The sequence below is a fragment of the Pseudomonas granadensis genome, from assembly GCF_900105485.1.
In the GTDB taxonomy this organism is placed as follows: domain Bacteria; phylum Pseudomonadota; class Gammaproteobacteria; order Pseudomonadales; family Pseudomonadaceae; genus Aquipseudomonas; species Aquipseudomonas granadensis.
The window spans coordinates 4,460,405-4,472,631 of the sequence record NZ_LT629778.1; the positions used below are offsets into that span (position 1 = coordinate 4,460,405).

The following is a 12,227-nucleotide window of genomic DNA, read 5'->3' on the forward strand; positions in this document are numbered from 1 at the left end:
ACACTTGTCACACCCTCGCTTGCCGTCCGTCAGGATGAGTTCAGCCTCACTCTGAAACGTGCAACGCCCCGATTGGCTGAACCGCCAATCGGGGCGTTTTGTGTATCGGCCACGCTTGCGAAAAGTTGACTCAGCGCAGTGCTTTTCGATTACGCGAAGTCAGCAACGGCACCAGAATCACCACCAGCACGAACGCCACCAGCGCCCACTGCGCCAGCGACAGGCCGAGGATCGGCGGGTATGGCGTCGAGCAGAAGCCGTCGACCTGGAAGCCCAGCGGAAAGATCTTCGCCAGCGGCAGACCGTCGACAATCGGTTGCAGCACATCAACGCCACAGCTGACCGCCGGGTAGAACTGCGTGTACACGTGATGCCCGGCGACCGCGGCGCCGGCAAGCGCGCAGAGCACCACCAGCGCTTCGAACACGGTGATGCTGCGACGGCTGCGCATGGCCGCGCCGATGAACGCGAACAGCGCGATCAGCAGCAACGCATAACGCTGCAGAATACACAGCGGGCACGGCGCTTCGCCGAGCACGACCTGCATGTACAGGGCACCACCGATCAGCGCCAGGCAGATAACGCCCAGCAGCACCAGAAAGCGCCGCTCACGGCCCAATCGAAACGTTTCCTCGCTCATTGCCTTTCCCTTGTTTGTCCATGGTTCAGCTGGCTTGCGGCTGAAGGTCGCCGCAAGTCTACACCGGGGCAATTAACGATAGAGCGGTTAAGGAACCATTAACCCCAAGGATTTCGGTTGCCTGCAAAAGCGAATCGCCAGCAGGCTGGCTCCCACATTGGCCTGCGCCGAACGCATAACCTGTGGGAGCCAGCCTGCTGGCGATGCGGGCGACCCGGTTTCAGATCATTCCAAAGCAGAAGCCGGCCCGAAGAACTCGTAACGGCTCTGCTTCTCCGGCACACCCAGCGCTTTCAGATGACGCTTGATCGCGCCCATGAAACCTTTCGGCCCAAGGAAATACGCATCGACATCACGTTGCGCAGGCAACCACTCGCCGAGCTGTTCCTGACTCAACATCCCGACCTTGTCCGCCGCCGGACTCATCCCGTCATCCTCCGCGTAGCAGTAAAAACGCTTGAGCTGCGGATGGCGCGCGGCGAGGTCGTCGATCCAATTGCGGAAGGCATGCACGCTGCCATTGCGTGCGCAGTGAATGAAATGCACCGGCCGCTCGGTTTGCAGCGCCGCTTCGAGCATCGCCAGGGTCGGGGTGATGCCGACGCCGCCGCTGATCAGCACCAGCGGTTTATCGCTGGCCGACAAGGTGAATTCGCCCGATGGCGGGAACAGCTGAATGCTCGCCCCGACCTGCAACTGATCGTGCAAGTGATTGGAAGCACGCCCGCCCGGCTCGCGTTTGACGCTGATGCGGTACTGGCCGTTGTTCGCCAGCGCCGACAGCGAGTAATTGCGGCGGATTTCTTCTCCGTCGAGGATCAGCTTCATGCCGATGTACTGACCGGGTTCTGCGGCGAGAATCGGGCCTTTATCGGCGGGTTCGAAATAGAACGAAGTGATCTCGGCGCTCTCCTCGACCTTGGCCGCAACGATGAACTCACGCGCCCCGCGCCAGCCGCCGACGGCTTGTTCCTTCTGGTCGTAGATGGCGGTTTCAGCGCCGATCAGAATGTCAGCCAACTGGCCGTACGCTGCGCCCCAGGCACTCATCACTTCTGGCGTGGCGATTTCATCGCCGAGCACTTCGGAAATCGCGCGCAGCAGGCAGGTGCCCACGATCGGGTAGTGTTCCGGGAGAATCTGCAGGGCGACGTGCTTGTTGATGATTTTCGCCACCAGATCGCCCAACTGATCGAGCTGATCGATATGGCGGGCATACATCAATACCCCGTTAGCCAACGCGCGCGGCTGGTCGCCGCTGGCCTGGTGGGCCTGATTGAACAACGGACGCACCTCGGGGTATTCGGACAGCATCATGCGGTAGAAGTGGGTGATCAGCGCTTCACCACCGCTTTCCAGCAGGGGTACGGTGGATTTGACGATGGCACGGTCCTGGGCACTAAGCATGAGGGTGACTCCTGAGCTTTATTGAAAAGATTGCTAGTGGAGTATCAGTTTTCGTGCCAATTAATTTATCTATATAAATCAACGAGTTATTTTTAATGTAGTCACAAAGACCTATAACGCCTTATAGTCTTTGCGACTACATAAGGTCTATTTGACTACACACCATGATTGCCAAATCGCTGCTCACCGCCCTGCTCCCTCTGGTTGCCGATCTGTCGCGCGAACTGCCCGAGGGTGAGCGCTATCGGCGCCTGCTCGAAGCCATGCGCGCCCTGTTGCCCTGCGACGCCGCCGCCCTGTTGCGCCTGGATGGCGAATCGCTGGTGCCGCTGGCCGTCGACGGCTTGAGCACCGACACCCTCGGGCGCCGCTTCAAGGTCAGCGAACATCCGCGCTTCGAAATTCTGCTGGCCGGAGCCGGGCCGACGCGCTTCGCCGCCGACAGCGATCTGCCTGATCCCTACGACGGTCTGGTCGACGGCCTCGACGACCATCTGGAAGTCCACGACTGCCTCGGCTGCCCTTTATTCGTCGATGAAAAACTTTGGGGCCTGATCACCCTCGACGCGCTCGATCCTGAACGTTTCGAGCCGATCGAACTGGATGCCCTGCAAGCCTTCGCCAGCCTTGCCGCGGCTACGGTCAACGCCGCCGAACGCATCGAACGGCTGGCCAGCCGCGCCGAAGACGAGCATCAGCGCGCCGAGGTCTATCGTCAGGCCAGCGGCCAACAGCAGCGCGAAATGATCGGCCAAAGCAAAGCGCATAAACGCCTGGTCGAGGAGATCAATCTGGTCGGCGGCAGCGATCTGACGGTGTTGATCACCGGCGAAACCGGGGTCGGCAAAGAGCTGGTTGCCCAAGCGATACACGCCGCCTCGGCGCGTGCCGACAAACCGATCATCAGCCTCAACTGCGCCGCGCTGCCGGACACGCTGGTCGAAAGCGAGCTGTTCGGCCACGTGCGCGGCGCCTTCACCGGCGCCACCAGCGACCGCCGCGGCAAGTTCGAACTGGCCAATGGCGGCACGCTGTTTCTCGATGAGGTCGGCGAACTGTCACTGACCGTGCAGGCGAAATTGCTGCGCGTGTTGCAGAGCGGGCAGTTGCAGCGCCTGGGCTCGGACAAGGAGCATCAGGTCGACGTGCGCCTGATTGCCGCGACCAACCGCGACCTCGCCGAAGAAGTGCGCAGCGGCCGTTACCGTGCCGACTTCTATCATCGCCTCAGCGTCTACCCGCTGCGGGTCCCGGCGCTGCGCGATCGCGGGCGCGACGTGCTGCTGCTCAGCGGTTTTTTCCTTGAGCAGAACCGCTCGCGCATGGGCCTCAACAGCCTGCGCCTGAGCAGCGACGCCCAGGAAGCGCTGCTCGCCTACACTTGGCCGGGCAATGTCCGCGAGCTGGAACATCTGATCGGCCGCAGCGCGCTGAAGGCGCTGGGCAACTGCAAGGTGCGGCCGAAGATTCTCAGCCTGAGTGCGGCGGATCTGGATTTACCGCGTGAGGTTGTGGATAACCCGATTGAGATGAAGGCCAGTGTGCAGGAATTGCCTTCCATCAGCGGCGATCTGCGCAGCGCGACCGAGCAGTTTCAGCGCCAGTTGATCAGCGCGGCGCTGAAGCGCAATCAGGATAACTGGGCGAGTGCGGCGCGGGAGTTGGGGATTGATCGGGCGAACCTTGGGCGGATGGCCAAGCGGTTGGGGATGAAGAGCTAAAAGCACCCTCACCCTAGCCCTCTCCCGGAGGGAGAGGGGACTGACCGAGGTGTCTTACGTTATACGTCGACCTGAAAAACGCGTCGATTATGGATTCGGCAGAGCAGGTTCGGGTCTGTGAATCATGACAATATCCCCCAATCTGCTCCCTCTCCCTCCGGGAGAGGGCTGGGCGGGCGGCGTTCCGATGAGGGGCTTTTGATCTGTGACGACAAATCTAAAGCCCACCCCAATCAAGCCGATAACCCGGCATCAATGGTTTCCGGCGATGCCACCCTCGCCCATCTCCTTTCTCCACAGAAGGTCCAAATGTCCTCGACAAAAGCCCGCGCAGATTCACTTTCGCTTCTTCTGTTTACCTTGCGCAGCGGCAAGCTGATGGCGATCAACCTGCTGAAAGTCAGCGAAATCATCCCCTGTCCGCCGCTGACCAAGCTGCCGGAGTCGCACCCGCACGTCAAAGGCATCGCCACCTTGCGCGGTGCCTCGCTGTCGGTCATTGATCTCAGCCGGGCCATCGGCGAGCGACCGCTGGAAGACCCGAACGGCGGCTGCCTGATCGTCACCGATGTCAGCCGTTCGAAGCAGGGTCTGCACGTTCAGGCGGTGAGCAAGATCGTTCATTGCCTGACCACTGACATCAAACCGCCGCCGTTCGGCTCCGGCGGTTCGCGCGCTTACATCACCGGCGTGACCTCGGTGGACGGTACTTTGGTGCAGGTGCTGGATATCGAAAAAGTTATCCACAGCATCGCCCCGGCGCAGATCGAGATGGCCCCGACCGACCTGACCATGGAAGACGCCGAAGTGCTCGGCAACGCGCGGATTCTGGTGGTCGACGACAGTCAGGTGGCGCTGCAGCAATCGGTGCACACCCTGCGCAACCTCGGCCTGCAATGCCACACCGCACGCAGCGCCAAGGAGGCCATCGACTGCCTGCTCGACCTGCAAGGCACCGCGCAACAGATCAACCTGATTGTCTCCGACATCGAAATGTCCGAGATGGACGGCTACGCCTTCACCCGCACCTTGCGCGAGACCCCGGACTTCGCCCACTTGTACGTGCTGCTGCACACCTCGCTCGACAGTGCGATGAACAGCGAGAAAGCCCGACTGGCCGGGGCCAACGGCGTGCTGACCAAATTCTCCTCGCCGGAACTGACCCATTGCCTGATCGAAGCGGCCAAACATGTCGCGGCCCAAGGCCATTGAGTCTTGGCTGAGAAATTCTGCTTTTTGATGCGCCGCGATCTGCACGCAGATCTGCCGGACATTCGCTGGCCGGACGGTGTTGAAGTCAGCACTTATCGTGCGCAATCCGCAGCCGCCGTGCACGCGGTGATGCAGCTCGGCTACCGCGAGGGCGGTGGCCGGGTGCCGGCGCTCGAGGTTTGGCAGCAACGGTTCGAAAGCGACCCCGAATACGATCCGGCGCTGTGCTTTGTCGCCAGCGATGCCGACGGGGTGGTGGGTGTGGCGCAGTGCTGGACCAGTTCGTATATCAAGAATCTGGTGGTGCATCCGCGGCTCCAGGGGCGTGGACTGGGCCGGGCGTTGTTGCTCAATGCGTTCAAGGTGTTTCAGCAGCGGCGCGAAGGTTTTGTTGATTTGAAGGTACTGGAAAGCAATCTGCGGGCGCAGCGGCTGTATGAAAGTGCCGGGATGTATGTGGTTCGCCGGGAATTGGTGCCGGACTGACCCACCGCTTTCGCGAGCAGGCTCGCTGTTGAAATACATTCCAGACTGTAGGAGTGAGCCTGCTCGCGATGAGGCCGGCACCGGCAACTTCTAACCCTCAGGCATACTCCAACCTTGGCCAATAACAAGGATGCCTCACCATGAAAGCCCTCACCGCCAGCCTCCTCTGCCTCACCGCCCTCGCCTCCCAGGCACACGCCTCCAGCCCCGACGCTTGGGCCGCCTACGACAAAACCGTGCTCGCCAGTTGCACCAAGGCCAGCGGCCTGAAAAACGCCAAACCGGTCGGCACCCCGGCGCAATTCGACGACCGCGTCGGCTACACCGCCGTGCTCCTGCAAGGCCAATACCCGCAAAAACACATGAAAGGCCAGCAAGGCACTGAGCTGTGCCTGTACAGCAAATCCGCGAAAAGCGCATTTGTCACCGAGTGGGACTCGATCCGCCCGACCGCCAAAAACCGCTGAGTGGCGCACAACTTGCTTCGATGCAGGCCTGTACGGTGGTTTTCCGCCGCCGGTTCACACCCTGATTGAAGACAAATCGCTCAATGAATACGACGTTTTCCTGCGTAGGCTGCGGTAAATGCTGCACCGACCACCACGTCCCGCTAACCCTGGCCGAGGCGCGCATGTGGGCAGCCGACGGTGGTCAGGTGATCGTGCTGGTCGAGGCCTTTCTCGGTAACGGCCTCGGATTGCTGGCGCAGCAACGTGAGCACGCCGAACGCCGTTCAGTGCGGGTTCGCAGCGGCAGCACCGATGCCCATGTGGCGATCACCTTCGCCGCCTACAACGTCGGCCCCTGTCGGAATCTTGACGAAGACAAGCTCTGCCGGATCTATGAGCGGCGACCGTTGGTGTGCCGCATCTATCCCGCGGAAATCAATCCGCACATCCCGCTCAACCCAGCGGCCAAGGATTGCCCGCCAGAATCCTGGGAACAGGGACCCTTGTTGATTGCCGGGAGCGAATTGGTTGATCAGGAACTGATCGAGTTGATCCAGCGCTCGCGTCAGGCTGATCGCGATGACATTCAAACCAAGGATGCGATCTGCGCATTGCTCGGGATTCGCACCACGGCGCTGAAGGGCGACGGGTTTACTGCGTATCTGCCGAATATGAGTGCGTTTGCTGCGGTGATGGATCAGGTGAGCGAGCAGCTCTCGATGAATGCGCCGAGTGAGTGGCTGTTTCATCTGTCAGGCGAAGATGTTGCCGGGCAAGTCGTGGCGGCCGGGGCGCAGGTGGTGGCCGAACCGGCGCAGACCTATGCGTTCATATCGCTGCGGGCGGCTTGATGCGGATTTTGCACTGCGGCCAATGGCCCAATCGCTAGCAGGCTAGCTCCCACAGGGGATTTGCGTAACGACGCGGACCTTGTGTAAGAGCCAGCCTGCTGGCGATGACGGCAGAGCAAGCGACCTCAATCGCCAACTTGCCGCTGCCCGCGAATTCAAGCGACGAGGGCGTAAAAACTCAGCGCTTGCCCATCGAACGACGCGTACCCGGCGGCGCCATGCCCGGGGTTTTGGTGTGGCCGTTCCTGGCGCCGTTCTTGTACCACGGCTGATTCGAGCCTTTGGCAGCGGCCAGGTCACCCGGCTTGAACGGGAATTTGAACGCCGGAATCTCAGCCTTGGTGTCGTTGGCATCGGCCAATTCAACCGGGACAGCGCTCACAGCGTCGTCAACCGGCGGCAGGGTCGGGGAAGTCATAAAAGCTCCGCAAAGCAAAAAGTCGGGCCCGATCAGTGAGCCGCGAAGGCGCGCAGTATACCTGCACGCCCTGGCTCGGCACCTGAAGAATTGCGTCGAACGCCGAACGGTTTACCGATACGTGACGATGCCTTTGCCGCTGAAGGTCTTCAGCGCTTCGTAACACCCCCCCTCACCCTAGCCCTCTCCCGGAGGGAGAGGGGACTGATCGTGGGGGATGCGAGAGCTACGCCGACGTGAAATACCGAGCCGTACGCATACTTCGAAGCCAACCCAAAACGGCTCCCTCTCCCTCGGGAGAGGGCTGGGGTGAGGGGCAGCCACACCACCAATCCCAAGCCAACCACCCGCCTCTAACCACTCAACAATGAGCGTTAGCTCGAGTGCTCTTGATCTTGCGTCACCAGCGACATCGGAAGGCTGAGCGCAGGGATTGATCCGGGCGTGGGAGCGCAGCGACCGTCTGGCGCAGCCAGACACAGCGGACGTAGGTGCAGCGAAGCAAACCGTAGCCGCTGCGCCCGGATCGATCCCGGAGCGAAGGGACCCGAGCCTGCGAGGGCCGTACGCAGGAGCAAGCGTTTTTTGCTTACTTTTTTTGGCGCTTGTAAAAAAGTAAGTCGCCGTCAGGCGAAACCGTAAGTGGCCGTTACCGCAGCAACGGATCAACACCCAACGAAACTGACAGCGCTGTCAGCCAGCCGTCACCCTCCTGACCCCCAAACCCGTATATAAAGCTCCAATCTGCCCAAACTCCAAACCCATCGGCGCCACACCGCATGCGAATCGAAAAAAACAAAGCCCTGCTCGCCACCCTGCTCATCCTGCTGGCAGCCACAGGCCTCTGGTTTGCACTCAAACCCGCCCCGGCCAAACTCGCCGCCCCCAACGCCATCCCGGTGCGAGTAGTAACGGTCAGCGCCAAAGACGTCCCCCGCTACACCAGCGGCATCGGCTCGGTCCTATCCCTGCACAGCGTGGTGGTGCGCCCACAGATCGACGGCATCCTCACCAAAATCCTCGTCAAGGAGGGCCAGTTGGTCAAAGCAGGCGACCTGCTGGCCACCATCGACGACCGCTCGATCCGCGCCAGCCTCGATCAGGCCCGCGCGCAACTGGGCGAAAGCCAGGCGCAACTGCAAGTCGCCCTGGTCAACCTCAAACGCTACAAACTGCTCAGCGTCGATGACGGCGTTTCGAAACAGACCTACGACCAGCAGCAAGCGCTGGTCAACCAACTGAAAGCTACAGCGCAAGGCAATCAGGCCTCGATCGACGCGGCTCAGGTGCAACTGTCCTACACGCAGATTCGCTCCCCGGTCACCGGCCGCGTCGGCATTCGTACCGTCGATGAAGGCAACTTCCTGCGCATGACCGACACCGCCGGCCTGTTTACCGTGACCCAGATCGACCCGATCGCCGTCGAGTTTTCCCTGCCCCAGCAAATGCTGCCAACCCTGCAAAGCCTGATCAACGATCCGCAGCGCGCGCCGGTCAAGGCCTACATCGGCGCTGATACCGATGGCGAAACCGCCAACCTGCTCGGCGAAGGTCATCTGACTCTGATCGACAACCAGATCAACGCCAACACCGGCACCATTCGCGCCAAGGCCGAATTCGCCAACGCCAGCCAGAAGCTCTGGCCCGGCCTGCTGGTCACGGTAAAAATTCAGACGGCCCTCGACAAGGATGCGCTGGTCGTACCGCCTACGGTCGTCCAGCGCGGCCTTGATCAACACTTCGTTTACCGGGTCAACGGCGACAAGGTTGAAGCCGTGCCGGTGCAGATGGTCTATCAGGGCAGCGGTCAGGACATCATCAAAGGCGTGAACGCAGGCGATGTACTGGTCACCGACGGTCAGTCCCGACTCAAGCCCGGCTCGACCGTGCAAGTCATGAGCGAACCGCCGCAAGTGGTGCAAGCGGAGCCGAGCCGATGAAGGCGCACAAAGGCGTCTCGACCTGGTGCATCGATCACCCGGTCGCGACCATCCTGTTGACCGTCGCACTGGTGTTGGTGGGCGTGATTGCCTTCCCGCGCTTGCCGATTGCACCGCTGCCGGAAGCCGAATTCCCCACCATCCAGGTCTCGGCGCAGTTGCCCGGCGCCAGCCCCGACACCATGGCGTCATCGGTGGCCACGCCGCTGGAGGTGCAATTCAGCGCCATCCCCGGCATGACCCAGATGACCTCGAGCAGTGCGCTGGGCTCGACCCTGCTGACCCTGCAATTCACCCTCGACAAAAGCATCGACACCGCCGCCCAGGAAGTGCAAGCCGCGATCAACACCGCCGCCGGCAAGTTGCCCAAGGACATGCCGACGCTGCCGACCTGGAAGAAGGTCAACCCGGCTGACAGCCCGGTGCTGATCCTCAGCGTCAGCTCTACGCAGATGCCCGGCACCGAACTCAGCGACCTGGTGGAAACCCTGTTGGCGCGTCAGATCAGTCAGATCGATGGCGTAGGCCAAATCAACATTACCGGTCAGCAACGCCCGGCGATTCGCGTGCAGGCTTCGGCGGACAAACTGGCGGCGATTGGCCTGACCCTCGCCGACATTCGTCTGGCAATTCAGCAGACCAGCCTCAACCTCGCCAAGGGTGCGCTGTACGGCGAGTCGAGCATTTCGACGCTGTCGACCAACGACCAGTTGTTCCATCCCGAGGACTATAGCCAGCTCATCGTTTCCTACAAGGATGGCGCCCCGGTGCACCTGCGCGATGTCGCGAAAGTCGTCAACGGTGCCGAAGATGCCTACGTGCAGGCCTGGGCGGGTGACAGGCCGGGGGTGAACCTGGTGATCTCGCGCCAGCCCGGCGCCAACATCGTCGAGACCGTCGACCGCATTCAAGCCGCCCTGCCCGGCCTCGAAGCCATGCTGCCGGCCTCGGTGCAGGTGAAAACCCTGATCGACCGCACCCAGACCATTCGCGCCTCGCTGCATGAGGTCGAAATCACCTTGTTGATCGCGATTCTGCTGGTGGTGGCGGTAATGGCGCTGTTCCTGCGCCAATTGTCGGCAACGCTGATCGTCTCGGCGGTGCTCGGCGTTTCGCTGGTGGCCAGTTTCGCCCTGATGTACCTGCTCGGTTTCAGCCTGAACAACCTGACGCTGGTGGCAATTGTCGTCGCGGTCGGGTTCGTGGTCGACGATGCGATTGTGGTGGTGGAAAACATTCACCGGCATCTGGAGGCCGGCGACGACATGCGCGAAGCGGCGATCAAAGGCGCGGGCGAGATCGGTTTTACCGTGGTCTCGATCAGCTTCTCGCTGGTGGCGGCGTTTATTCCGCTGCTGTTCATGGGCGGTGTGGTCGGGCGGTTGTTCAAGGAATTCGCCTTGACCGCGACTTCGACCATCATGATTTCTGTAGTCGTTTCGCTGACGCTGGCACCGACGCTGGCGGCGCTGTTCATGCGCAAACCGACGCACCACGCCCACGACAAACCGGGTTTCAGCGAACGCTTGCTCGGCTGGTATGAACGCGGCCTGCGCCGCGCCCTCGCCCATCAGAAGTTGATGATCGGGGTGTTCGGTCTGTCGCTGGCACTGGCCATCGGCGGTTACATCTTTATCCCGAAAGGTTTCTTTCCGGTGCAGGACACCGGCTTCGTCCTCGGCACCACCGAGGCGGCTGCGGACATTTCCTACGGCGACATGGTCAAAAAGCACCTCGCGATGGCCGAAATCGTTGCCGCCGACCCAGCGGTGCAGGCATTTTCCCATTCGGTCGGGGTTTCCGGCAGCAACCAGACCATTGCCAACGGGCGCTTCTGGATTGCCCTGAAAAAGCGCGGCGATCGCGACGTCAGCGCCAGCCAGTTCATCGACCGTATCCGCCCACAACTGATGAAAGTCCCAGGCATCGTGCTGTATCTGCGCGCCGGCCAGGACATCAACCTCAGCTCCGGCCCGAGCCGTGCGCAGTACCAATATGTACTCAAGAGCAACGACGGCGCGACCCTCGCGACGTGGACGCAACGCCTGACCGAAAAACTGCGCAGCAACCCGGCGTTCCGCGACATTTCCAATGACCTGCAACTGGGCGGCAGCATCACCCACATCAGCATCGACCGCAGCGCCGCCGCGCGTTTCGGCCTGACCGCCAGCGATGTCGATGAAGCGCTGTACGACGCCTTCGGCCAGCGACAGATCAATGAGTTCCAGACCCAGGTCAACCAGTACAACGTGATCCTCGAGCTGGATACCAAACAGCGCGGCAAAGCCGAAAGCCTGAATTATTTCTACCTGCGTTCGCCGCTGAGTGGCGAGATGGTGCCGCTGTCGGCGCTGGCGCGATTCGATGCGCCGACCATTGGACCGCTGTCGATCGCCCACGACGGCATGTTCCCGGCGGCGAATCTGTCGTTCAACCTCGCCCCCGGTGTGGCGCTGGGTGATGCGGTGATTCTGCTCAATCAGGCCAAGGCAGAGATCGGCATGCCGACCGCGATCAGCGGCAATTTTCAGGGTGCGGCGCAGGCATTCCAGAGTTCGCTGGCCAGTCAGCCGTGGCTGATTCTTGCGGCGCTGGTGGCGGTGTACATCATTCTTGGTGTGCTTTATGAGAGCTTCGTGCATCCGCTGACGATCATTTCGACATTGCCGGCGGCGGGTCTGGGCGCGGTGATCATGCTGTGGATCTGCGGTCAGGACTTTTCGATCATGGCGTTGATCGGGCTGGTGTTGCTGATCGGCATCGTCAAGAAAAACGGCATCCTGATGATCGACTTCGCGCTCGAAGCGCAGCGCCAGCGCGGCCTGTCGCCGCAGGAGGCGATTTTCGAGGCGTGCATCACGCGGTTCCGGCCGATCATCATGACCACCCTCGCCGCCCTGCTCGGCGCGCTGCCGCTGATGCTCGGCTACGGCACCGGCGCCGAACTGCGCCAGCCGTTGGGGATCGCGGTGGTCGGCGGTTTGCTGGTCAGCCAGATGCTGACGCTGTTCACCACGCCAGTCATATACTTATGGCTCGAGCGGCTGTTCCACCGGCCCCGACCTGTGCCGGCAACGGCATTGGCGACCACAGACTGAGGCGG

Annotated in this window: 10 protein-coding genes; 7 read left to right on the plus strand and 3 right to left on the minus strand. The window is 61.6% G+C overall.

Translation table 11 applies throughout. The features are described from left to right. Nucleotides 1-130: 130 nt before the first annotated feature. Together BLU52_RS19710 and hmpA are read right to left on the minus strand one after the other, a co-directional pair. On the minus strand, nt 131-640 hold the full coding sequence (locus BLU52_RS19710) for a disulfide bond formation protein B (RefSeq protein WP_090286085.1): 510 nt from the start codon (nt 638-640) through the stop codon (nt 131-133). Nucleotides 641-865: 225 nt separating this feature from the next. Then, a complete protein-coding gene (gene hmpA / locus BLU52_RS19715) occupies nt 866-2,047 on the minus strand; it encodes an NO-inducible flavohemoprotein (RefSeq protein ID WP_090286087.1) in 1,182 nt (393 codons plus the stop codon). Between the two features lie 164 nt (nt 2,048-2,211). On the opposite strand from hmpA, the gene norR reads away from it, so the two are divergent. From norR to BLU52_RS19740, 5 genes are all read left to right on the plus strand, one after another. Next, on the plus strand, nt 2,212-3,768 hold the full coding sequence (gene norR / locus BLU52_RS19720; RefSeq protein WP_090286089.1) for a nitric oxide reductase transcriptional regulator NorR: 1,557 nt from the start codon (nt 2,212-2,214) through the stop codon (nt 3,766-3,768). Between the two features lie 309 nt (nt 3,769-4,077). Beyond that, nucleotides 4,078-4,980, plus strand: a complete 903-nt coding sequence (locus BLU52_RS19725; protein WP_090286091.1) for a chemotaxis protein CheV — start codon at nt 4,078-4,080, stop codon at nt 4,978-4,980. Nucleotides 4,981-5,007: 27 nt separating this feature from the next. After that, nucleotides 5,008-5,466, plus strand: coding sequence for a GNAT family N-acetyltransferase (locus tag BLU52_RS19730; protein WP_090286093.1), 459 nt, complete (start codon nt 5,008-5,010; stop codon nt 5,464-5,466). 140 nt (nt 5,467-5,606) lie between these two features. Beyond that, nucleotides 5,607-5,933, plus strand: coding sequence for a hypothetical protein (locus BLU52_RS19735; protein WP_090286095.1), 327 nt, complete (start codon nt 5,607-5,609; stop codon nt 5,931-5,933). 83 nt (nt 5,934-6,016) lie between these two features. Further along, nucleotides 6,017-6,766 carry a YkgJ family cysteine cluster protein gene (locus BLU52_RS19740; RefSeq protein ID WP_090286098.1) on the plus strand — a complete coding sequence of 250 codons (750 nt, stop codon included), beginning with the start codon at nt 6,017-6,019 and terminating at the stop codon, nt 6,764-6,766. 178 nt (nt 6,767-6,944) lie between these two features. Here the strand turns inward: BLU52_RS19740 and BLU52_RS19745 are convergent, their stop codons facing one another. Continuing rightward, a complete protein-coding gene (locus BLU52_RS19745) occupies nt 6,945-7,184 on the minus strand; it encodes a hypothetical protein (protein ID WP_090286100.1) in 240 nt (79 codons plus the stop codon). 779 nt (nt 7,185-7,963) lie between these two features. Between BLU52_RS19745 and BLU52_RS19750 the strand changes: the two genes are divergently transcribed. Next, nucleotides 7,964-9,124, plus strand: a complete 1,161-nt coding sequence (locus tag BLU52_RS19750) for an efflux RND transporter periplasmic adaptor subunit (protein ID WP_090286102.1) — start codon at nt 7,964-7,966, stop codon at nt 9,122-9,124. Then, a complete protein-coding gene (locus BLU52_RS19755; protein ID WP_090286104.1) occupies nt 9,121-12,222 on the plus strand; it encodes a multidrug efflux RND transporter permease subunit in 3,102 nt (1,033 codons plus the stop codon). The genes BLU52_RS19750 and BLU52_RS19755 overlap by 4 nt, the downstream gene beginning before the upstream one ends. The last annotated feature ends 5 nt before the right edge of the window (nt 12,223-12,227 follow it).